The organism is Commensalibacter communis, from assembly GCF_947179015.1.
Classification (GTDB): domain Bacteria; phylum Pseudomonadota; class Alphaproteobacteria; order Acetobacterales; family Acetobacteraceae; genus Commensalibacter; species Commensalibacter communis.
Genome location: NZ_CAMXCM010000002.1, coordinates 140,558 through 163,137 on the forward strand (window position 1 = coordinate 140,558; position 22,580 = coordinate 163,137).

At 37.1% G+C, this 22,580-nt stretch carries 20 protein-coding genes; 7 read left to right on the top strand and 13 right to left on the bottom strand.

Annotated elements, in window-relative coordinates; all coding sequences use genetic code 11:
• Positions 1 to 44: 44 nt before the first annotated feature.
• On the top strand, positions 45 to 1,949 hold the full coding sequence (locus PQG54_RS05435) for a histidine kinase (RefSeq protein ID WP_271789792.1): 1,905 nt from the start codon (positions 45 to 47) through the stop codon (positions 1,947 to 1,949).
• 14 nt (positions 1,950 to 1,963) lie between these two features.
• Positions 1,964 to 2,626 carry a response regulator gene (locus PQG54_RS05440; protein ID WP_271789791.1) on the top strand — a complete coding sequence of 221 codons (663 nt, stop codon included), beginning with the start codon at positions 1,964 to 1,966 and terminating at the stop codon, positions 2,624 to 2,626.
• 1 nt (position 2,627) lies between these two features.
• Here PQG54_RS05440 and PQG54_RS05445 read toward each other — a convergent pair whose 3' ends face one another.
• Positions 2,628 to 3,371 carry a HesA/MoeB/ThiF family protein gene (locus PQG54_RS05445; protein ID WP_271789790.1) on the bottom strand — a complete coding sequence of 248 codons (744 nt, stop codon included), beginning with the start codon at positions 3,369 to 3,371 and terminating at the stop codon, positions 2,628 to 2,630.
• Positions 3,372 to 3,581: 210 nt separating this feature from the next.
• On the opposite strand from PQG54_RS05445, the gene PQG54_RS05450 reads away from it, so the two are divergent.
• Positions 3,582 to 5,246: an alginate export family protein gene (locus PQG54_RS05450; protein WP_271789789.1), complete on the top strand. Its 1,665-nt coding sequence runs from the start codon at positions 3,582 to 3,584 to the stop codon at positions 5,244 to 5,246.
• Positions 5,247 to 5,484: 238 nt separating this feature from the next.
• Here PQG54_RS05450 and PQG54_RS05455 read toward each other — a convergent pair whose 3' ends face one another.
• From PQG54_RS05455 to PQG54_RS05510, 12 genes are all read right to left on the bottom strand, one after another.
• A complete protein-coding gene (locus PQG54_RS05455) occupies positions 5,485 to 6,303 on the bottom strand; it encodes a metal ABC transporter permease (protein WP_271789788.1) in 819 nt (272 codons plus the stop codon).
• Between the two features lie 27 nt (positions 6,304 to 6,330).
• Positions 6,331 to 7,086 (bottom strand): metal ABC transporter ATP-binding protein, encoded by a 756-nt coding sequence (locus PQG54_RS05460; protein WP_271789787.1) that lies wholly within the window; start codon positions 7,084 to 7,086, stop codon positions 6,331 to 6,333.
• The gene (locus tag PQG54_RS05465) at positions 7,083 to 7,976 is read right to left on the bottom strand and encodes a metal ABC transporter solute-binding protein, Zn/Mn family (protein WP_271789786.1); all 894 of its coding nucleotides are present in this window, start codon (positions 7,974 to 7,976) and stop codon (positions 7,083 to 7,085) included. The genes PQG54_RS05460 and PQG54_RS05465 overlap by 4 nt, the downstream gene beginning before the upstream one ends.
• A gap of 25 nt (positions 7,977 to 8,001) precedes the next feature.
• Positions 8,002 to 8,136 carry a hypothetical protein gene (locus PQG54_RS05470; protein WP_271789785.1) on the bottom strand — a complete coding sequence of 45 codons (135 nt, stop codon included), beginning with the start codon at positions 8,134 to 8,136 and terminating at the stop codon, positions 8,002 to 8,004.
• A gap of 86 nt (positions 8,137 to 8,222) precedes the next feature.
• On the bottom strand, positions 8,223 to 9,170 hold the full coding sequence (locus PQG54_RS05475; protein ID WP_271789784.1) for an electron transfer flavoprotein subunit alpha/FixB family protein: 948 nt from the start codon (positions 9,168 to 9,170) through the stop codon (positions 8,223 to 8,225).
• 2 nt (positions 9,171 to 9,172) lie between these two features.
• Positions 9,173 to 9,922 carry an electron transfer flavoprotein subunit beta/FixA family protein gene (locus PQG54_RS05480; RefSeq protein ID WP_271789783.1) on the bottom strand — a complete coding sequence of 250 codons (750 nt, stop codon included), beginning with the start codon at positions 9,920 to 9,922 and terminating at the stop codon, positions 9,173 to 9,175.
• 41 nt (positions 9,923 to 9,963) lie between these two features.
• Positions 9,964 to 11,601: an electron transfer flavoprotein-ubiquinone oxidoreductase gene (locus PQG54_RS05485; protein WP_271789782.1), complete on the bottom strand. Its 1,638-nt coding sequence runs from the start codon at positions 11,599 to 11,601 to the stop codon at positions 9,964 to 9,966.
• 103 nt (positions 11,602 to 11,704) lie between these two features.
• Positions 11,705 to 12,358: a 2OG-Fe(II) oxygenase gene (locus PQG54_RS05490; protein ID WP_271789781.1), complete on the bottom strand. Its 654-nt coding sequence runs from the start codon at positions 12,356 to 12,358 to the stop codon at positions 11,705 to 11,707.
• A gap of 12 nt (positions 12,359 to 12,370) precedes the next feature.
• Positions 12,371 to 13,732: an oxygen-independent coproporphyrinogen III oxidase gene (gene hemN, locus PQG54_RS05495; protein ID WP_271789780.1), complete on the bottom strand. Its 1,362-nt coding sequence runs from the start codon at positions 13,730 to 13,732 to the stop codon at positions 12,371 to 12,373.
• A gap of 18 nt (positions 13,733 to 13,750) precedes the next feature.
• Positions 13,751 to 14,587, bottom strand: coding sequence for an OmpW/AlkL family protein (locus PQG54_RS05500; RefSeq protein WP_271789779.1), 837 nt, complete (start codon positions 14,585 to 14,587; stop codon positions 13,751 to 13,753).
• Between the two features lie 313 nt (positions 14,588 to 14,900).
• Complete coding sequence (locus PQG54_RS05505; RefSeq protein WP_271789778.1) at positions 14,901 to 16,706, bottom strand: stimulus-sensing domain-containing protein; 1,806 nt, start codon at positions 16,704 to 16,706, stop codon at positions 14,901 to 14,903.
• Positions 16,706 to 17,419 carry a response regulator transcription factor gene (locus PQG54_RS05510; RefSeq protein WP_271789777.1) on the bottom strand — a complete coding sequence of 238 codons (714 nt, stop codon included), beginning with the start codon at positions 17,417 to 17,419 and terminating at the stop codon, positions 16,706 to 16,708. Before PQG54_RS05510 ends, PQG54_RS05505 begins: the two co-directional genes overlap by 1 nt.
• A gap of 277 nt (positions 17,420 to 17,696) precedes the next feature.
• Here PQG54_RS05510 and grpE point away from each other — a divergent pair, with 277 nt between their 5' ends.
• The 4 genes from grpE to dapB all read left to right on the top strand — a co-directional run bounded on the left by grpE (position 17,697) and on the right by dapB (position 22,537).
• On the top strand, positions 17,697 to 18,308 hold the full coding sequence (grpE, locus tag PQG54_RS05515) for a nucleotide exchange factor GrpE (RefSeq protein WP_271789776.1): 612 nt from the start codon (positions 17,697 to 17,699) through the stop codon (positions 18,306 to 18,308).
• 230 nt (positions 18,309 to 18,538) lie between these two features.
• Positions 18,539 to 20,452: a molecular chaperone DnaK gene (dnaK, locus tag PQG54_RS05520; RefSeq protein ID WP_271789775.1), complete on the top strand. Its 1,914-nt coding sequence runs from the start codon at positions 18,539 to 18,541 to the stop codon at positions 20,450 to 20,452.
• A 131-nt stretch (positions 20,453 to 20,583) separates the two neighbouring features.
• Positions 20,584 to 21,711 (top strand): molecular chaperone DnaJ, encoded by a 1,128-nt coding sequence (dnaJ, locus tag PQG54_RS05525; protein WP_271789774.1) that lies wholly within the window; start codon positions 20,584 to 20,586, stop codon positions 21,709 to 21,711.
• A gap of 28 nt (positions 21,712 to 21,739) precedes the next feature.
• Positions 21,740 to 22,537 (top strand): 4-hydroxy-tetrahydrodipicolinate reductase, encoded by a 798-nt coding sequence (dapB, locus tag PQG54_RS05530; protein ID WP_271789773.1) that lies wholly within the window; start codon positions 21,740 to 21,742, stop codon positions 22,535 to 22,537.
• Positions 22,538 to 22,580 lie beyond the last annotated feature (43 nt).

Consider the following 22,580-nt stretch of genomic DNA (forward strand, 5'->3'; position numbering starts at 1 on the left):
TTATTACCTCACCCTCTAAAGTCAGCAATATCCTGAATAATTCAATGACAAAAACATCAAGACGACACAGCCTCTCTGTTAAACTACTTGTTTCAGTTATCCTCTGGGTAACAAGTGCTATCTTCTTTACAGGATATGCCTTGGCGTTACTTTGGCAGTTAGAGAATGCAGGTAAAAATATTAATTATGCCGGCAGTTTGCGGATGAAAATGTATCATATGCTTCTTTTATCAAGTCAACCTGACCATCAAAAAGATCTACAATCCGAGCGGAATCAATTTGTCTTTATTTTAAATAATTTATTAAAATCGGACAAAAATAATTTTATTTTTCCAAACAACACGAAGATTGATACACAAATACAAATCATTCAACAATCTTATACAAGCAATATCTTACCAATTCTAAACCAATCGCCAACATTCAGTCATATAATATCAACAAAAGATCTTCTGACTATCAATCAGTTTGTAGGAAATATTAATTATCTTGTAAAAATTATTGAAAATCAAAATACACAAAATATTATTTGGCTTCGATTTATACAAACTGTACTAATTATAATGGTTATTTTTACCGCTTTTTCAGCCATTTACCTTTTATATAGATTTGTTATTAATCCTCTAACACACTTACAAACTGCTATTCAACAAATCAGTCTAGGCAATTTATCTCAACGTATTACAATTACAAACAAAGATGAATTTAATATTGTATCTGCTGGATTTAATAAAATGGCTGATAACTTACAAGATTTATATAATAATCTTGAACAAAAAGTATCTCAGAAAACTATTTCTTTAGAAGAAAAAAACCATGAACTTGCTATTTTATATGATATGACGACTTTCTTACATGAATCCTTGATGCAAGAAACACTTTTAGAAAGCTTTTTAGATAAAATTATTCAATTAGGTAATGCTGATGCTGGGTTCATTGGTCTTTTAAACAGCAATAAAGATTCTTTTGATTTTTTATATGGTCAAGGGTTACCAAAACAGTCAGATATTATTAAAAAATGTTATTTTTCTGCGCGTTGTTTTTTTGATGTCAATGTATTACCCAAAAACCCAAATCCTATTTATATTCACACCAAGCAACAAAATAAATTTCACCTTTCAATTCCAAACTGTATTCAAAAAACTTTTGAATATTTTGTAATTTTCCCTATTTGGCATAACAATAATGAAATAGGCATGATAGGTTTATATTTTACAAACCCTCAAAATGATTCTGCAACAGAAAAACGAAATCATTACCTTATAAAAACACTTATTAAACAATTAGCAATTTCTATTGAAAATCAACATCTTACCATCAAAGAAAAGCAACTTGCGGTTCTGGAGGAAAGAAATATGATTGCTCAAGGATTACATGATAGTATTGCACAATCCTTATCCTTCCTAAATTTACAAACACAAATATTAGAAAAAGCAATCGATCAACAAAACTATAGCCGTATCAAACAAAACCTTAACTTTATACAAAAAGGTATCCAAGAATGTTATGAAGATGTCAGAGAGCTTTTGTTGAATTTCAGAACGAAGATTAATAATACTGATGATTTTTCCAAAGTAATTCAAAATGTTTTAGACCGTTTTAAATCACAAACAAACATTCCCATTGAGGTTCATAGCCTTAAGCAACAATTCTTTTTAACACAGCAGCAACAACTGCAAGTTGTGTTTATATTACAAGAAGCATTATCCAATATTCGTAAACACTCATCTTGCAGCCTTGTGCAAATCTTTTTTAAAAATGATAAAGATTTCTTAATGAAAATTCAGGATAATGGTGTAGGTTTTGATACAAAAATTATACAAGAAAAAAAAATAAGCCATGTTGGTATATCTATTATGAAAGAAAGAGCTGAAAAAATTCCCGGAATCATTCATATTAACTCTGTATTACATCATGGCACGACTATTGAACTCATTATTCCCCAATAATAACTAGGAGTATTATGGAAAATTCTAAAATTAAAATCTTATTAATTGATGACCATGCTCTTTTTCGTTCTGGTCTAAGATTTTTGCTTGAAACTGAAAAAGATTTTGAAATTGTAGGCGAAGCTCAAGATGGTTTGCAAGGCGTTAAGCTTGCAAATACCTTACACCCCGACGTTGTCTTACTGGATCTTGATATGCCTGTTATGGCAGGCAAAGAAACGTTACAACAATTATTAAGTGCAGATCCAAAACTACATGTTTTAATTTTAACGGTTTCCGAAGACAATGAAAATTTGCTTGAATGCATGGAAATAGGGGCAAGTGGGTATTTACTAAAAAACATTGATATTGATTTTTTGCTTCAAAGTATTCGTAAAACACTTGATGGAGATAATATTCTATCACCTGAAATGACAACCAAACTAATCCGTCAACTTAAAAATCCCAAACAGCAGGATAATGAACCCTATAAATTGTACGAAAGCCTTACCTCAAGAGAGAAAGAAATCCTTGCTTGGCTAACTAAAGGTGGCAGTAATAAAGAAATCGCACGTTTTTTCAATTTATCAGAAAGCACTATCAAGCTGCATGTGCAAAATATTTTACGTAAATTAAATATTCATAGCCGTGTTCAAGCCGCTGTATTTGCACTAAAATATGGATTTAACAAAATATAAATCAATGACTGCATATTTTACAATGAGGGTTTCGATCAAAGTAAATTTGGTCAAACTGTGCATTTAACGCATTATAATGCAACAATTTCCCCATCAATACATCACCAACATTTAAAATAACTTTTAAAGCCTCAGAAACCTGCATAGAACCGATAATGCTGACTAAAGGCGCAAAAACCCCTGAGAAAGAACAGCTATCTTGCCCATTATCAGTACCATCAAATAAACAAGCATAACATGGAGAATTTGGGTTACGACTATCAAAAACACTTAACTGCCCTTCAAAACGAAGAGCTGACCCAAATATTAAAGGAACCTTACTAATAAAAGCCGCTTGATTAATATCTTGACGTGTTTGTAAATTATCACTGCAATCAATGACAAGATCATGATGTTTACATAATATGATTAAATCGTTCAGTGATAACCTCTGTGTCTTTATATTAACCTGTACCTCTTGATTTTGTTTATGTATAAAATTCTTTATTACTTCGACTTTAAATTGCCCTATATCTTCATATACATAATGTGTTTGCCGTTGCAAATTTGATAAATCGACTTTGTCATCATCAACACAGGTTAAATATCCAACACCAGCTGCTGCTAATAAAGGGGCCACAGCACATCCCAGCCCCCCACAACCAATCACCAATATTTTACTATTTAAAATAGCATCCTGCCCTCTTAAATCAATTTGAGGGAGCAATATATGCCGGCTATATCGTATTAATTGGGAGTCATCCATAGGACATCGTTATAATAAAGTAAAATTCAAATTATAACCTGATTTTAATCTATAATCTACTATCAAAACAGGCAGTAATGACTATCCAAAAGTATATCTTACTTTACCCAATAGAATTGAATTTTATACACTTCATACCAATAGGAATTGTTATCTAAAAGAATAAAATAAGTCTGAAAACTATTACAGTTAATAACGAAATGTTATATCATGAAGCATTCCAAAAGACTTATTTATAAAACAATTACAGTAATGACCGTATCATTTTGTTGCAGTTTTTTAGGGAACCCCGCAATAGCGATCAAACCCTCCACCAATTCTTTGTCTGATGACAAAATAATATTAAATAAACGTTGTCAAAACATTATTACCGCAGCAGGAAAATATGGGAAAAGCCGACACCCAGATTGGGGTGGTGCTTTTAACAAAGGAACTGCCGCTGGATTTGGTGCTGTTGGAAATTATTCATGGTATGCTTTTGGGGAAAATGCTCCATATGCACAAGCACGCTGGGCAGAGGATTGGAGTGGGTTATGTAATGATCCAAATAAAAACAAAGACTGGTTCAATCGATTAAAATATATCCCTTTAAATGATTCTGGTACTATTTGGCTCAGCTTAAACGGAAATGAACGTTTACGACACGTCTATGATTCTCAACCTTATCTAGGATACACAACAAAGAAGAATTCAAACAAACTCCTTTTACGCAGCTTATATGGGGCAGACCTGCATATTGGAAAACATGTACGTGCCTATGCAGAACTTATTAATGCCGTTGCGGGGGGAAGTAACACATTTGGATATCAAACTGGCTTTCAACGTAAAAGATTAGACCTTCAGCAAGGTTTTCTTGAGTTAAAAGCAAACTTACTGGGTGCTAAAATGGGTGTTATGGGTGGTAGACAATTTTTTGTCGATGCCCCCTTATCCATTACATCTCCTCGTGAAATTACAAACGTAAGGCAAAGCTGGGACGGCGTCAGAGGATACGCCATATGGGATCGTTTTCGTATTGATCTGTTTGATTTTTGGCAAACTGATTTAACAGACAGAAAAATTTTTGGATATGGTCCCAGTTGGAATGCTCGCTTTTACGGTGGGTATGCCAGCCTTGCCCTTCCAACGTTTCAAGCCTTTGGTAAAAAGAGCCAGCTCTATGTCGATAGTTTCTTTATGGGATATTTATATAGTGGAACGCCTGCATCAATCCCTACCCCTACTATAGGAGGTTGGCAAAAAGGATCAAGCCGCAGAGATAATATCGGAGGAAGAATAGGCGGAAATATAGCTGATCTTAATCTTGAAATTATTGGTATTTATCAAGGTGGTGAATTTAGACCTGAGAAAGGGGGAGATTCACGTCCTGTCAATGCCTTCGCATTTAATACTTTATTCTCCTATAGTTTTTCAAATATAAAGGGAAAACCTACTATTGGATTACAAAGCGATTACTATTCAGGCGGCAATTATAAAAAATCAAAAGGGGCAATCCATAATTTTGCTTCACCATATTTCCCAACTGCTAATTATCAAGACATGACTCTTTATATGAATCTATCTAACGTTATTAGTACTGGTCCATTAATTACTTATAATCCAACACCTAAATCTTTACTTAAACTTCATGCTCCTGTTATGTGGCGTGCAAGTACAAATGATACAATTTATGGTATTGGCATTAATTACCCTCTTAGAGATAATTTCTCTGGCGGATTTGTTGGTGCTTTACCTCAATTTACATTTGCTTATGCTATTGCACCTCATTTGGTTTTAACCAACGATTTTGCAGGATTTATTGGCTCTAAATCTATTAGAAATGCTGGCACAAAAAGTGGAGCTTTCATCATGGAAACATTAGATTTTAGGTTTTAGATTTAATAATATTTTGTTTAAACAATATTATATTTTGCTAATAATCAATGAAGCTAATGATGGAAATTTGAACAACATATCAATATACATATCTGTTCATAACAAAGTATAAATGTAACTCTGCCAAAGCTATCACTAGTTTTCTTTCATAATATTTCAAATAAAATAAAACGAAATAAATACTCAATGCTAGACTAATAATTATTGTTCACATCATATTTAACATCAAACATAACGCTTAATTCACTTTTCTAGCTTTCTTATAAAAAGATAAATTTTTACTTACTAATAATGACAATATATAAGTCACAAAACTTAATAAACTAATCCAAAAAGAAACGGGGTAATCAGTAATCCAAGCAATAATAATACCTCCCCATGTTTCTGCGAGTGCTAAAAATATGGATAAAAATATACCTTTCCAAACGGTCTTACTTAACTGACGTGCAACCGCAGCAGGTCCCACCATGAGAGAAAAGGTCAACAAAACCCCAGTAACTTGAACGCACGCAGCCGTCACGCATGCAACCAACCCCAAGAAAAAAATAGAAACACGTCGTAAAGATAATCCTTTTGCCTCTGCCAAATCTGGTTGCAAAGAGGCAAACAACAAGGGACGCATAAAAAACAACATCGCAATACAACAAACAATACTAAGAATAATCAGTCCATATAAAGTTTGCGTATCGACCGCAAAAACATTCCCAAAAAGCAATCCTGTCACTTGCGAGGCATAACGGGTATAAAAATGCAAAAATAATAAGCCAAGACCCATCGAGGTCGATAATACCAACCCAATGGCAATATCTCTATCTTTTAACTTTGGCCCTATTGCGCCTATTAATCCACCGGCACAAAGGCTGAAAATTAATAACCCAAGGAATGGAGAAACACCAATCAAGCTTGCCCCTGTTGCCCCTGCAAAACCAACATGCGACAACGCATGTCCTGCAAAGGTTTCTCTGCGGATCAGCAAAAAATATCCAATTAATCCACAAATAACTGCAACAATACCTGATGCAATAAATGCAGTTTGCATAAATTCAAGGGAAAACATCCTCGAATCAACTTTCAAATTAATAAATTAACAAGCCGTTGTAACAAAAAGATGCTGATCTGTTTTAACCACCTCAATCGGAAACCCATATAACTGAGTCAATACGTCTGAGGTCATCACTTGATTCACATCACCTAAAATTGCTTTTTGATTTCCAATACAGATAACCTGATCCATAACTTTCATCAAAGGATTTAAATCATGCGTCGAAAGTAAAATTGTTAATCCTCTTCGCTCTTGTAACTCTTTAAGCAAAGACAAAATAATTTTAACCCATTTAGGATCTAGATTACTAAAGGGCTCATCCATAATAATGAGCTGTGGATTACCAAGCAACGCTTGCGCCAATAGTAATCGCTGTCTTTGTCCCCCAGACATTTCAGACAAGGGAACACCAGCCAGCTCTTTGGCATGCACATGATCTAAAACTGCATCTATATGATATAAATCTTGCTTTGTTAAAAAAGGAAGTCCCCATTTATGGCCACGAATACTGGTGGCGATAAACTCTCTCCCCGCTAATTGAAAGGATTCCATATCACGATATTGGGGGATATACCCTATTTGTTTTCGAGCTTTATAAGGCGAATTTCCTAAAATCTTTATTTTATTTTCAGCACAAGGAATAATCCCCAAGAGTGCCTTCATAAACGTCGTTTTACCAGAACCATTCGGCCCAAAGATACCAATAAACTGATTTTCTTTGATCTCTAGATTAAGTCGAGATAAAATGATACGCGAGCCCAATCGAACATCAAGGTTTTGACATTCAATAACATTCATTGATGCTGACTTTTTAAAGCAGTCTCGACTCTATCCAGCACCTGGTTCATCCATTGCTGATAGCTTAAATGAGCTGGCATCGTTTCTGAAACACCAACCACTGCTACACCCGATTCTAAAGCAATTTTCTTTAATTGTTGCGTTGCTGGAGTAGAAACTTGTTCATTATAAAATAAGATTTGGATTTGATGCGTTTTTAAGTCTTGAACAAACTGGGCAATTTGCTTGGGTGTCGGTTCACCACCATTCATAACAACCCATTGATAAGGTTCTTCCAACATTTCAAACCCTAGTTTTTGAGCCATCAATCCAAATACAGGTTCCGTTGCAGCCACCTTCGTATGTGGGTATTGTTGACGTAGGATTTGAATACGCTGCTGAATTTTTTTTAAATCAGTATCAAGCAAAGTAAATTGTTTTTGAAAGAATAATTTCTCTTGTGGATCCAACTGAGCATAAACTTGCTGCAACCGTTGAGATAATATTTCTATTGCTTCAAAATCATACCACAAATGCGGATTGTCACCGTCTTTACGACCCAACAAAGACTGTACAGATAAAATATCTTGATGATTAAAATGATATTTTGTTAATAAACGATTCATCCAAGAATCATAGCCTAGTCCGTTAACAATAATTACCTCAGCTTCAGCAATATTTTTACCAATACTCGGCGTAAGCTCAAATAAATGTGGATCTTGGTCTGGATTTTTTAAAATAGAATCAACTTGCACATACTTCCCGCCTAGTTGTTGAGCAATATCACCATACATATTCTCTGCTGCAATAACGTGGATAATTTTCGTATCATTAATCGCATAAGCAACTTGATAATTACTATATAACAATATCGTAACAAAAGAAGAGAAAAGGATAAATCTGGAAAACAAGAAATATGTAACTTTCATTTTTGTGTTATAAATACCAAGCACCATACGTCATAAGTGCAAGCACCGCGATTAATATCCCGTGTAAAATTAAAAGCCATTTAATGGTAATCACAGGCACATAATATTCATCTTTTGGCTGTTCAAGTTCCCATTTCATCATGTCTCTCCTTAACGAACCTACTCTTTATATCTTAATAAAACCATTGTTTATATGCTGTTTACATATGTAAACAGCATGTGAATTCATTATCTTGCTTTTAAAGCAGCTTCTAGTTGTGGTAAAATTTCAAAAAGATCACCAATGATCCCATAATCTGAAACTTTAAAAATCGGAGCTTCTGGATCTTTATTGATCGCCACCACAATTTTGCTGTCTTTCATTCCAGCTAAATGTTGAATAGCACCAGAAAGAGCCACAGCAACATAGAGCTCTGGAGCAACAATTTTACCTGTTTGCCCAACTTGATAGTCATTGGGAACAAATCCAGCGTCAACAGCTGCTCTTGATGCACCAATTGCAGCATCTAATTGATCTGCAATTTTTTCAAGAAGCACAAAATTTTCACCGCTTTGCATACCACGTCCGCCAGAGATAACCACACGAGCTGATTCAAGCTCTGGTCTATCGGATTGTGATAATTTTAACTCTTTAAAAACAGATAGTTGTTTGTCTGAAGCAGGTAAGTTCTCAATTTTTTCAATTGTTGCATTACCACCTGTTTCTGCAACGGCTTCAAACGTAGTACCACGAACAGATAAAAGTTTCTTTGCATCTTTCGAAGTCACCGTTGCAAGAATGCTGCCTGCATAAATAGGACGCACAAAAGTAGAGGCATCAATCATTTCAACAACATCAGAAATTGGTTGAACATCCAACAGTCCAGCTAAACGAGGCAGAATATCTTTACCCTCTGCATTTGCAGGAGCAACGATAAATTCATAAGAACCAGCCAATGAAGCAATTAAATCAGCTACTGGCTCTGCTTGCATATGGGCATAAGCAGCATGTTCTGCAACAAGTAATTTTTGGATACCTTGTAACTGAGATGCTTTTTGAGATAACCCATCTAAATGATCCCCAACCAACAACGCATGAACTTCTGTGCCTAATTTCCCTGCAGCAGAAATTGCTGAACGGCTGATCTTGCGAATTTGATCGCCTTTTTCATAACTTAATAAAACTAAAACAGCCATTCTTAAATTACCTTTGCTTCATTTTGAAGTTTATCCATAAGCTCTTCAACAGAACCAACAATAACACCTTCACGAACAGATGAAGATTCTGCTACAGATTTAACTTGTAAACGAACAGCAGTATCCACCCCAAGATCAGCAAGCGCAACCGTTTCAATTGGTTTCTTTTTTGCTTTCATAATATTTGGCAATGAAGCAAAACGAGGTTCATTCAAGCGCAAATCTGTTGTAATAACAGCTGGTAAAGTAAGCTCTAGGATTTCTTGACCATCGTCTATTTCACGCGTAATTTGTGCTTTACCATCAGAAAGCTCTAATTTACTGACGAATGTTCCCTGCGCCCAGCCCAATTTTGCTGCCAAAATTTGACCCGTTGCATTCATATCATCGTCAGATGCTTGTTTACCCATTAAAACAACATCAGGTTGTTCTTTGGTAACAAAATGCTGTAAAATTTTCGCAACACTTAGAGATTCCAAAGCATCTTCTGAGGTTACTAAAATCCCTCTATCTGCACCCATTGCCATTGCAGTGCGCAATGTATCTTGGCATTTAGGTTCACCAATGGAAATTACCACTACCTCAGAAGCTATCTTTTGCTCTTTAAGACGAACAGCTTCCTCGACTGCGGTTTCATCAAAAGGGTTCATGGACATTTTCACGCCACCAACCTCGACACCAGAATTATCGGACTTTACCAACGGTTTAATATTAGAATCAACAACCCGTTTCACCGGAACTAATATTTTCATAACACCCTTTCGTTACGATATTATTAACTAAAATTAAAATCTTACATTCCACCTGGATAATTCGGACCACTGCCACCTTCTGGCGTTTCCCAATCTATATTTTGTGTGGGGTCCTTAATATCACAAGTTTTACAGTGAATACAATTCTGAGAATTAATTTGCAGCTTTGGCTCTGTTTCGGTATCAATTGCTTCATATACCCCTGCTGGGCAATATCTTGTTTCAGGAGATTTAAAGATATTCCAATTGACCGTTTTCCAAATAGAATTATTTTTTAACTTCAAATGAACGGGCTGATCGTCTCTATGATCGATATTGGATAAGAATACAGAGGACTCACGACTGAACGTTAATTCATTATCTGGTTTTGGATATTGAACTTTTTCAAATAAAGAAGCTGCTTCTAATTTTTCATTATCAGCCAAACGATGGTGAAATGTCCAAGGCACTTTTCCACGCACCATTGAATCGAACCCGGTATATAACGTTGCAATCTTGGCACCAAATTTCGCAAAAGCAGGACGAATATTACGTGCTTGATGCAGCTCTTGCCAAACCCAAGATTGACGCATACGGAACTGATAAGAAATTGGTTCTATTTCTTGTGTTGTTAATGCTTCCACAATTGCTTCAGCTGCAACCATACCTGATTTCATGGCTGTGTGTGTGCCTTTGATTTTAGGCATATTTAAAAAGCCCGCAGCGTCACCAATTAATAACCCACCAGGAAAAGAAAGTTTTGGAATAGATTGCAACCCACCTTCTGATAATGCGCGTGCAGAATAGCTAATCCTTCTTCCCCCTTCTAAATGATATTTAATTACAGGGTGTAATTTAGAACGCTGGGTTTCTTCAAATGGGGATAACCAAGGATTAGAATAGTCCAGACCAACGACAAATCCAAAAGACACTAAATTATCGCCAAAATGATACAACCAAGAACCACCATAAGTATGATTGTCTAATGGCCATCCAAAACTATGTTGTATATATCCAGGTTTATGTTTATGTGCAGGAATTTCCCATAACTCTTTAATCCCAAGACCATAGGTTTGTGGGTCAACCCCTTGTCTTAATTTAAATTGATCCATCAATTTTTTAGATAAAGATCCACGGCATCCTTCAGCAAATAGCGTATATTTGGCTCTTAATTCCATACCAGGTTCATGATTTGACCCTTGGCCACCATCTTTCTCTAATCCCATATCGCCAGTCACAACACCGACAACTTGACCATCTTCAATAATCAATTCACTGCCAGAAAAGCCAGGGAAAATCTCAACGCCTAATTCTTCTGCTTGAGTGGCTAACCAACGGCAGAAATTACCCAAACTAATGATATAGTTTCCATCATTATTCATCTGAGGCATCAATGATTTAATCATTGGTATAGCGGTATATTTTTGTTCATCAGGTAAATAGAACATACGTTCATGATTAACAGGCGTATCTAGTGGTGCGCCCCTTTGTTTCCAATCTGGAAATAGTTCATTTAATGCCGTTGGTTCTAATACCGCACCAGAAACAATATGAGCACCAATTTCAGACGCTTTCTCGATCAAGCAAATCTCAACAGAAGGTGCCAATTGTTTTAATCGAATAGCGGCAGATAACCCAGCAGGACCACCCCCTATAATTAAAACATCAAACTCCATTTGCTCACGTACGATGTCATTCATGCTTCTTTATCCTATTTTTCCGCCATACAACCCAATTTTAGAACTAAGTTATCGTTTTTAATACAAAATACAAAAAAGAGTAATAAAAATATTAAATTAATTATTATTCGTAATTAAATGCAAGCTCATGCTTAGCTCGCCAGTTTTGAGAGACATAATTCATAATTAAAGTACGACGAATACCATTCATTGGGCGTTTTTTATAGCCATGCCACGTATCTTTACCAGGAATAAATAGAAATGCTGAATTGAATTTTCCAGAGCTTCTTGCCAAAGAATCCCCTTGAGCATTCATAATATCAGTACCCCAGCTTTCAGCATCCTCTCCCAAAGATAAAGAAATTAGAAATGTCAGCTTCTTTGCGCCAATATCCGTATGATGCTCAAGCCAAAACCCTTCTTTATCCAAACACAGCTCTAATCTTAACCATGTATCAGAAAGATCAGCACCCGTCATTGTAGAAAAAAGATCCCGCGTCTCTTGCGCTTCAAATGCCTGAGCCAATGCAGCACATCTTGGATCTTCTTGTTGTTTTTGAGGATCTACAAAAACACGATTTTGATTGTGGTTTTCACGCCGCCCCTGAATATCACCCGAAATTGCCCGAGCATCTGGCATCCATTCAATTAATGAGTCGCATACAAAATCTGGTAAAACATTTTCTAACAACCAATGTTGATAAGGATACCCATATTCCGAAGCCTGATGGATAGATTGATGTAAAATTTGACAAACATCTTGATCTTGGACGCTCATATAGATACCCCGTTATATTGCTTGGGCATGACGTTGCGGCGCAACACGATAGTATGTATCAAATACAACCACTATGTTTCTCAAAAAACAACGCCCCTCTTCTGTGACTGTAATTTTATAATCTTCTACCCTAACTAAACCATCTTCTTCAAAAGTCTTTAGTTTAGCCAGAGCCTCATCAAAAAAACTGTTCGGTTTATTATACTGACGTGTTACAGAATTTAAATCAATATACAAATCACACATTAATCTTTCAATCACTGTCCAACGCAACAAATCTTCCTCATCACGCTCTACCCCACGAGCAATAGGCAATCCCTCTTGAGACATAGCCTTTTGATACATTGCAACCGAAGCATGATTTTGAACAATTCCTTGAGGAACAATTGACACAGAGGACGCGCCAACCCCAAGCAAGGCAGGGGCATTATCGATTGTATATCCTTGGAAATTACGATGCAACGTTCCTTTTTGAGCAGTTGTACTCATAGAATCGTGAGGCAAAGCGTAATGATCCAACCCAATAACCTGATATCCAGCCTCCTGTAATATTTCGTCTATCACTTGTCTTTGTTGAAAACGTTCCATGCTATCTGGTAAAACATCACCTTCAAGCAACGTTTGACGTTTAAATTTCCAAGGAACATGGGCATATCCAAAAACTGCTAAACGATCTGGTTTTAGCTCTACGACAGAGTGAATCGTTTCGCGTAAACTTTCAACTGTTTGGTTAGGAAGCCCATAAATTAAATCAACATTCACAGATTGAATATGATTCTGACGTACTACATCGATACAATGTGCTGTTAACTCTTTACTTTGGATACGCCCACATGCCTTTTGTACCTTTGGATCTAAATCCTGTACGCCAAAACTTACTCTGGTAAATCCTAAAGGATGTAGCATAGAAAAATATTCAACGGAAACATGTCGAGGATCAAGCTCTATTGAAATATCAGCATCTTCTTGAATGTCGAACAAAGAGTAAATCGTTTGCATTACTCTTTTCATTGCATTCATAGGTAGTGTTGTTGGGGTTCCGCCACCAAAGTGAATAAAACTAACTGAACGACGCGTTTGAAGAAACCCAGCCAATCTTTTCAGCTCTTCACACAACAAATCCCCATAAGCACTACGTATCGATTCTTGATTAACAACTTGTGTATTACAGGCACAAAATTTGCATAACTCATCACAAAAGGGTACGTGTAAATACAACGAAACAGGCTCCCCTGTTGGAAGAGCCTGCAACCATTCTTTATAATGACTAAAACCCACATTATCTGTAAATTGTACAGCTGTGGGATAGCTTGTGTAACGCGGTAAGTTTCCTTCATACCGCGCAAGACGGTCAAAGGAAACAACCTGTTTCATTCCGAACTCCGCAATTAGTTAAAAGCGATATCCAATACCTGCACTAACCACTGTTGGATTTAAAGAAGTACGGGCATCAATTCTGTTAGGACTATCATTAATATGAACGCGTTGATTTAACAAGATTTGTTTTGCGTCCATGTTAAAGAACCAATTTCCAACCACTTGATAATCAAACCCAACATTGAACGCTGGACCAACAGTCGTTTCCAACCCAATTTTTTGTGCAATGCCGCCACCTGGCTTAACATTATGCCAAAAAGCAACCGTTAAACCAACACCAACATATGGATTAAATGCTTTGTGTGGGCGAAAATGCCATTGTGCCGTAATTGTAGGAGGAATAACCCATGCTTTACCAACATGAACATTTCCAGCAGCAGTGCCCTTAGCCCAAATGCTATGACGTGTGCTTGATGCAATCAATTCAAAAGCTAAGTTATCAGTAACAAAGTAATTCGCACTTAATTCCGCCATTACACCATTGGATGCTGTAATACGTCCACCCACTGAAGTACGGCTACTTGTATTATTTGGAATAGTTGCTAATGCACCAAGACGAACAATGAAATCACCTTTGCCAAGACCAATTTTAGTGACACCAGGACATGTTTGAAAAACACCACAATGTGGCTTTGGTGCTTTTGGTGTCTTATACATCGGAACGTCACGATATTGAACTTTCCCACTCCAACCAGAAGCCCAAATTTCCTCTCTGACCATTGGAACAGAAGCAGCATTTTGTGCTTGATTAACAGCTGGACCTAGATTGGTATTTGAATAATTTTGTGCATAACCTGCAACAGGAGCAAACACAGCGGCGATAATAGCAAGACGACTTAATGACTTTTTCATGATGTGAAAAACCTTACTGAATCTTAGCAAACAATAACTATATATTGGTAATAAAATCTACTAGCGTGGTAATCAATCAAAAAATACCCTTAAGCCCCTCAACAACAAGACATGTGATAAAAAAACAACTTGATTTTGTATCGATAGTAAATCAAATATCGAACACATCCATTGGTACACCTGATAAAATACTGAAAAATCACTTTTTTAAGGTATTTTTGATACATGTATTTAATTAAAAAAATTCATTAACGAATCGAAAAACATGTATCTTTTATGCATCATTTTGACCTCTAAAAATGATGCATATTTATCACATAACCCTTGGCAACGATATCACAAAACGAGCACCAATCACCTTTCGTTGCTCATCATGTATATTTTGCGCTTGTATCGTCCCTCTTAAAGCAACAATAATTTGTCGACAAATTGATAACCCTAAACCTGAATGTTGACCGAAATTTTCTCCTTCGGGGCGTTCTGTATAAAAACGCTCAAATATACTATTGAGTTTATTTTCAGGAACTCCGGGACCCTGATCGCTGACACTCAATTCAACTTCATCTTTTAACGCTTTGACAGATAAAGTAATTTGACCATTCGGCGGAGAAAACGATATCGCATTTCCAATTAGGTTGCGTAAAACTTGCACCAAACGATCCTCTACAGCCAATACTTTAAAATTGTGCTGATGGTCTTCTTGATCTACTTCTACAACAATATGGGGGTCACCCACCTTATGAGTGGCCTCATAGAGTTCTGATAACAACTTGAAAATTGGCATCACCTCAACAGCCTCAGGGGTCACACGCGACATTTCTGTTTCAATACGACTGGAGCTTGCAATATCGGTAATCAAACGATCAAGCCGATTCACGTCATCTCGAACGACAGCAAATAAACGTTTTCTATGCTCCATATCAGCAATTCTTGGCAATAATTCTATCGCAGAACGAATCGAAGATAATGGGTTTTTCAGCTCATGACTGACATCGGCTGCGAAACGTTCAATCGCGCCCATTCTGGTCCATAATGCTTTGGCGCTGTCTTGTAATGCCCTAGCCAAATCACCAATTTCATCTTTGCGACTTAATAACCCCTCGGGAACCATTCCTGTTTTACCCACTGAGTCACGCATTTTATGAGTCGCTATTGCCAATGCTAACAACGGTCTGGCAATTGTTAGTGATAAATACCAAGACAATAAAACCGTAATAATCAAAGCAAGTAAGAACAGGATTAAAATTGACGAACGTACTGCAAATAGTGCCCTATCTACATTCGTAGCTTCTCTGGTTAATTGAATAATTCCAACGGTTTTCCCTTGATGAACAATAGGTTCAGAAATTGTAATCAATAAACGATGATCAACTGTCCGACGGATATAAGGTGGCATTTCTTGACTATTTGGGTCATTGGTAAACTGTAAATATTTCTTTACAGCATTTGGAATTGCCTCTGGATCCGCATTTACAGTTAGATTTTTAATTTTACGCTCGCCAGAGTATGGCATCAGATTTAAAAGATGTGTATAAACCTTCTCTAAAACCGTATCATAGCGCGTATTGATAATTTTTTCATTTTCCGTGTTTATCTTTGAAAAATCGCTCTTTCCTTTGGATGAGTGTATCAAAACAGATGATGCATTCTCTTTTGTATTTTTAACTTGTTTTTCTTTACTTAATGCATCGCGACTATCAACCACTAATTGACCGTCTGGACCATAAACTCTGGCTCTGACACTCGGACTTGGTTCAGTCAAACTCAATAACAACGGACGAGCCAGATCAACAGATAAAAAATGTATATCCATCGGTTTTTTGGCAAACATGACCCCAAAAGCATCTTCTGAAACAAGTTGATCTTTTATTTTACGTGTAGCACTTTGTCCTAATGCGCCAGCATAAATTTTTGCCTGCTCTCGTAAAGCAGTGACTTCTGTTTCCAGCAAGCTATTTTGAAATTGATTGAGGTATAATAACGTTGCAACCAAAACGACAAGTGGCAACGCATTGACAAGTAAAATACGCCTCATCAATGGTGATGAGAATCTTGCTTTGTAATTTATTTTATCTGTTGATACTGTTTTACCATTTTGAAAGTAGGAAAAAAGAGCCATTAATCTTCCTTATATCGATACCCTATTCCATATAATGTTTCAATTTTATTGAACTCAGGATCGACTTGACGAAATTTTTTACGAATACGTTTAATATGACTATCTATGGTTCGATCATCAACATAGATATTTTCACCATAAGCCGCATCAATCAATTGGTCTCTAGACTTTACCAAGCCAGGACGCATTGCAAGTGCTTTGGTTAACAAGAACTCTGTTACTGTTAATTGGATATCTTCGTTATTCCAACGACATTGATGACGCAAATCATCCAATGTCAAAGATCCACGCACAACCACACCACTGGCTACAGCACCACCTTCGACCTCCGTTTTATTAACGTCGTTACGTCTTAATAAGGCTCTAATGCGTTCAAGTAACAAACGTTGTGAAAATGGTTTGGTAATGTAATCATCTGCACCCAAACGTAGACCCATTAATTGATCGATTTCTTCATCTTTAGAAGAAAGCATAATAACTGGCATCTGTGAACGGCTACGAAGTCTTTGTAAAAGTTCAATCCCATCCATACGAGGCATTTTAATATCTAAAACAGCTAAATCCACTGGACGTGACAATAATCCTTGTAACGCACTTTCACCGTCCGTATATGTTTGCACAGCAAAACCATCTGCCTCTAACATCATAAAAACAGAGGTTAAAATATTGCGATCATCATCAACCAATGCAATCACATATTTTCCAGCTTCCATATCGATTACTCCATCTTCGAAAAAATTAAGGTTATATATAAAAATAAATCATGGCAAAAACCCGTGCGTTTAGTCTTAATTATCACATTAATTAAAAACAAAACCATTTAACTTATCTAACTTAATCGAAAACTTACTTGAATTCCTTGTTATCTTTTATAAATTTTATTAAAATAATAACAAGATAGTTTTAGTTTATAAATTATCTTCAAGCTTGTTATGAAAAATAAGAGCTTGTTCTGATCGTGAATTTTAACAACAAAGTACATGAAATATTATGACACAACAAGAACATAAACCAAATGACGCAGAGGCCAATATTGGCTCTGAACAAGAAGAGGTGTCCTCTGGACATGAAACCATATTTAATCAAACTCAAGAGGCTGCAGAAGATGCAGCTAGTGAGCCAAATTCTGTTGAGAAGCTAAAGGCTGAACTTCAAGAAGCCAAAGATAATTGGCTACGCTCTGAAGCTGAAAACCAAAATTTACGTAATCGTCATAAAAAAGAACTTGATGATACCCGTTTATACAGCGTACAAAAATTTGCACGTGACGTTGTAGAAGCTGCAGAAAATTTACGCCGTGGTCTGGATAGCCTTCCCGCTAAAACAGAAGGTGAAGACCCTATCTTAACCAAAATGCGTGAAGGTTTTGAAAGTACAGAGCGTTCTTTTTTACAAATCTTAGATAAAAATGGCATTAAATACGAAGATCCAACCGGCGCTCCATTTGATGCAAATAAACATCAAGCCATGGCAGAGCAACCCTCTGATGAACATCCTTCTGGAACTGTTATTCAAAGCTGGACACCAACCTGGACTTTAAATAATCGCCTATTGAAACCAGCGATGGTCATTGTTGCCAAGGCTGGCGAGAAAAAAGAATAAAAACTGTTATTAATTTTTTATTAAGTTGCTGACTTAATGAATTTTTTGTGTATAATATAGTGTTAGATAAAATTCCTTGAAACAAACCTCAAGGATACATATTTATATCTTGTATCACTCCTATGGCTTAGCCAAGATTGGGAGATCATAAGAGTGATAAACTTTTTAAAATAGAGGACTTTTACAAGACGCTTCGGGTCTTATTGAAAGTTGCTAAAAGGAGCTTATTTATGAGTAAAGTTATTGGTATCGACTTAGGTACAACAAACTCTTGTATTTCTATCCGTGAAGGGAATGAAACAAAAGTTATCGAAAACAGCGAAGGTGCACGTACAACCCCTTCTATGGTTGCTTTCACTGAAGGCGACGAAATGTTGGTGGGTCAATCTGCTAAAAGACAAGCAGTTACTAACCCAAGCAACACTTTATATGCTGTAAAAAGATTAATTGGTCGTCGTTTTGATGATAAAATGGTTGCACGCGATAAAGGTTTGGTTCCCTACGAAATTGTTAAAGGTGATAATGGCGACGCATGGGTTGAAGCTCGCGGTAAAAAATATGCACCTTCTCAAGTTTCTGCATTCATCCTTGGTAAAATGAAAGAAACAGCAGAATCTTACCTTGGTGAAAAAGTAACACAAGCTGTGATTACGGTTCCTGCTTACTTTAACGATGCACAACGTCAAGCAACCAAAGATGCAGGTAAAATTGCAGGACTAGAAGTCCTTCGTATTATTAACGAACCCACAGCTGCTGCTTTGGCTTATGGTTTGGAAAAGAAAAACAGTGGCACCATTGCTGTGTATGACTTGGGTGGTGGTACTTTTGATATTTCTGTTTTGGAAATCTCTGATGGTGTGATTGAAGTTAAATCGACCAACGGTGATACATTCCTTGGTGGTGAAGATTTCGATTCTCGTATCATCGAATTTCTCGCTGATGAATTCAAAAAAGAACAAGGTATTGATCTCCGTGGGGATAAACTTGCTTTACAACGCTTAAAAGAAGCTGCTGAAAAAGCAAAAATCGAACTTTCTTCTTCTAAAGAAACCGAAATCAACTTGCCTTTTATCACTGCTGATGCTTCTGGACCAAAACATTTGGTTCTTAAATTAAGCCGTGCAAAACTAGAGAGTCTTGTTGAAGATCTTATCAAAAGAACTCTTGAACCTTGTAAAGCTGCATTAAAAGATGCTGCTCTTTCTGCTGGTGGTATTGATGAAGTGATTTTGGTCGGTGGTATGACCCGTATGCCTAAGGTCATCGAAACCGTTAAAGAATTCTTTGGTAAAGAGCCTGCTCGTAATGTGAACCCTGATGAGGTGGTTGCTATCGGTGCAGCAATTCAGGGTGCGGTATTAAAAGGTGATGTTAAAGACGTTCTATTGTTAGACGTTACCCCATTATCTTTGGGTATTGAAACGCTGGGTGGTGTATTTACCCGTTTAATCGACAGAAATACAACCATTCCGACCAAGAAAAGCCAAACCTTCTCTACTGCTGAAGATAATCAAAACGCTGTTACCATTCGCGTCTGCCAAGGTGAACGTGAAATGGCTGCAGACAATAAATTGTTAGGTAACTTTGACCTAACAGGCATCGCACCTGCACCTCGTGGCGTTCCTCAGATTGAAGTTACTTTTGATATTGACGCTAACGGTATCGTATCTGTATCTGCAAAAGATAAAGCAACAGGCAAAGAACAACAAATCAAAATCCAAGCATCTGGTGGTCTATCTGATGCGGATATTGAAAACATGGTTAAAGATGCAGAAGCAAATGCTGATGCAGATAAAGCCAAAAAAGAAATGGTTGAAACAAGAAACCAAGCTGATTCATTGGTCGCTCAAGTAGAGAAAAATCTGCAAGAGCATGGCGACAAGCTTGACGATGCAACAAAAACAGAAATCGAAACTGCAGTTGCTGATGTTAAAGCTAAAAAAGAAAGCAGTGACGTCGCTGAACTTAAAGCAGCAACAGAAAAACTGTCTCAATTATTGATGAAAATTGGTGAAACCATTTACAAAGCAACCGGTGGTGCTGATGCAGCAGCTGGTGCTCAAGATTCTTCTGAAAAACCTGCAGAAGATGTTGTTGATGCCGATTTTGAAGATGTTAACCAAAATGATAAGAAATCTACCTGATCTTTTCGCAGGTATCTAAATAAATAAGGTATATTCACTTTAGTATGCCTTAGATTACTTTGAGGCCCGCGCTTCTCTTCGAAGGCGGGCTGATTTATTATACACCAAAAAAAGTAATATTGAGAAAATCAATGTCTAAACGAGATTATTATGAAGTGCTGAAAATCAGCCGCACCGCGACTCAGGTGGAAATAAAGCAAGCCTATCGCAAAAAGGCGATGAAATATCATCCCGATCGCAACCAAGGCGATCCAGAGGCAGAAGCAAAATTCAAAGAAGTTAATGAAGCTTATGATGTTCTGAAAGACGAACAGAAAAAAGCTGCATATGACCAATATGGTCATGACGCTTTCCAAAATGGCGGCCCAGGCGCCGGAGGATTTGGAGCTGGCGGGTTTGGTGATATTTTCGATATGTTTGGCGATATGATGGGAATGCGCCGTGGTGGTCAAGGACAAAGACGCACTGGAGCCGACATCCAAATTCAAATAGAAATTGAGCTCACTGAAGCCTTTTCTGGCGTAAAAAAGACCGTTAAATTCCAAAGTAAAAAATCTTGTACAAGTTGTAATGGTTCTGGCTCTGAAGACAAAGCAAAAGGTAGCCAAACTTGTCCTACTTGTCATGGATCAGGAAAAATTCGCTCTCAAAATGGCTTCTTCCTTGTCGAACGTCCATGTCATACTTGCCATGGGTCAGGTCAGGTCATAAGCAATCCATGTAAAAAATGTCAAGGTACTGGCTTAGAAAGCCAAGAAAAAGAACTTGAAATCGATATTCCTGCAGGAATTGAAGATGGAACCCGAATCCGTATCGCTGGTGAAGGTGAAGCAGGCAGTAATGGAACGCCTCCTGGCGATTTATATGTTCATGTCAGCGTCTTGCCTCATGATATTTTCCAACGTGACGGCGGCACAATCTTTTGTCGTATTCCAGTAAGAATGACCCAAGCCGCTTTGGGTGCAGAAATCGAAGTTCCAATTATCGATGGTGGCAGAACCAAAGTTAAAATCCCAACAGGAACGCAATCAGGCAAGCAATTCCGTCTGCGTGGCAAAGGATTTTCTGTATTAAGATCCTCTTCACGTGGGGATATGTATATTGAGGTCAAAGTTGAAACGCCTCAAAATCTTACCAAACGTCAAAAAGAACTTCTTGAAGAATTCGAAAAAGAATCTCAAGATGGACACGAACAAGGCAGTCCTGAAACCTCAGGATTCTTTAGTAAAGTAAGAGATTTCTTTGAAGGAAAATCTTGATTCTATTTCTTAATATGAAAGTTTAAAAATGACATCATCTCCTTTACGAATTGGTATTGCTGGTATCACTGGGCGCGTTGGGCGTTTATTGGTCGAAGAAGTTCAACAGCAAGAAAACGCAGTTTTATCAGGTGGAACAGCTTTATCAAAAGATATTAACAATTTGTCAGATACCGTTCCAGTCTTTGATAATATCGATGCGCTGATCCAAGTGAGTGATGTCATTATTGATTTTACCAATGCTGCTATTACTGGAACCCACGCCAAAGCTTTTAAAAATAGTCACGTTGCTTGGGTTTTAGGAACGACAGGAATCAGTGAAGAAACTCAACGATTAATTCAAGAAGCAGCCAGCACAGTTCCCGTCATCCAAGCTGCAAATTTTTCACCTGGGGTCACATTAATGTTGCGCCTTGCAGGTGAATTGGCAAAGGCATTACCTGCCACTCACTACGATGCTGAAATTATCGAAACACATCATCGCCAAAAAGTAGATGCGCCTTCCGGCACAGCCTTGGCAATTGGAGAGTCCATTGCAAAAGCAAGAAATGTACAATTAAAAGATGTAAAAGAATCTGGTCGAGACGGTGTTACAGGGGCTCGTAAAGAGGGTGCAATTGGATTTGCTGCACTTCGTGGTGGGCAAATTGTAGGTGAACATAGTGCTATTTTCTTATCAGATGTAGAAGAAATCAGTTTGACTCATAAAGCATTTGATCGTCGAATTTTTGCCAAAGGTGCCGTTCGCTCTGCGTTATGGAGTGCAGGAAAACCCGCAGGTTTGTACGGCATGACTCATGTCCTTGGGCTTGATCCTGTGCAATAGATAAAGTTTTTTTTACTTTTACTCTTGACGTAGACGTTACAAA

Excerpts from the sequence above, each read along its gene's own strand:
- PQG54_RS05475 (WP_271789784.1), bottom strand. The coding sequence starts at position 9,170 with ATGGCTGTTTTAGTTTTATTAAGTTATGAAAAAGGCGATCAAATTCGC.
- hemN (WP_271789780.1), bottom strand. The coding sequence starts at position 13,732 with ATGAAACAGGTTGTTTCCTTTGACCGTCTTGCGCGGTATGAAGGAAAC.
- PQG54_RS05480 (WP_271789783.1), bottom strand. The coding sequence starts at position 9,922 with ATGAAAATATTAGTTCCGGTGAAACGGGTTGTTGATTCTAATATTAAA.
- PQG54_RS05455 (WP_271789788.1), bottom strand. The coding sequence starts at position 6,303 with ATGTTTTCCCTTGAATTTATGCAAACTGCATTTATTGCATCAGGTATT.
- PQG54_RS05450 (WP_271789789.1), top strand. The coding sequence starts at position 3,582 with ATGAAGCATTCCAAAAGACTTATTTATAAAACAATTACAGTAATGACC.
- PQG54_RS05485 (WP_271789782.1), bottom strand. The coding sequence starts at position 11,601 with ATGAATGACATCGTACGTGAGCAAATGGAGTTTGATGTTTTAATTATA.
- PQG54_RS05510 (WP_271789777.1), bottom strand. The coding sequence starts at position 17,419 with ATGGAAGCTGGAAAATATGTGATTGCATTGGTTGATGATGATCGCAAT.
- PQG54_RS05460 (WP_271789787.1), bottom strand. The coding sequence starts at position 7,086 with ATGAATGTTATTGAATGTCAAAACCTTGATGTTCGATTGGGCTCGCGT.
- PQG54_RS05445 (WP_271789790.1), bottom strand. The coding sequence starts at position 3,371 with ATGGATGACTCCCAATTAATACGATATAGCCGGCATATATTGCTCCCT.
- dnaK (WP_271789775.1), top strand. The coding sequence starts at position 18,539 with ATGAGTAAAGTTATTGGTATCGACTTAGGTACAACAAACTCTTGTATT.
- PQG54_RS05435 (WP_271789792.1), top strand. The coding sequence starts at position 45 with ATGACAAAAACATCAAGACGACACAGCCTCTCTGTTAAACTACTTGTT.
- PQG54_RS05505 (WP_271789778.1), bottom strand. The coding sequence starts at position 16,706 with ATGGCTCTTTTTTCCTACTTTCAAAATGGTAAAACAGTATCAACAGAT.
- PQG54_RS05470 (WP_271789785.1), bottom strand. The coding sequence starts at position 8,136 with ATGATGAAATGGGAACTTGAACAGCCAAAAGATGAATATTATGTGCCT.
- PQG54_RS05490 (WP_271789781.1), bottom strand. The coding sequence starts at position 12,358 with ATGAGCGTCCAAGATCAAGATGTTTGTCAAATTTTACATCAATCTATC.
- dapB (WP_271789773.1), top strand. The coding sequence starts at position 21,740 with ATGACATCATCTCCTTTACGAATTGGTATTGCTGGTATCACTGGGCGC.
- PQG54_RS05440 (WP_271789791.1), top strand. The coding sequence starts at position 1,964 with ATGGAAAATTCTAAAATTAAAATCTTATTAATTGATGACCATGCTCTT.
- dnaJ (WP_271789774.1), top strand. The coding sequence starts at position 20,584 with ATGTCTAAACGAGATTATTATGAAGTGCTGAAAATCAGCCGCACCGCG.
- PQG54_RS05500 (WP_271789779.1), bottom strand. The coding sequence starts at position 14,587 with ATGAAAAAGTCATTAAGTCGTCTTGCTATTATCGCCGCTGTGTTTGCT.
- grpE (WP_271789776.1), top strand. The coding sequence starts at position 17,697 with ATGACACAACAAGAACATAAACCAAATGACGCAGAGGCCAATATTGGC.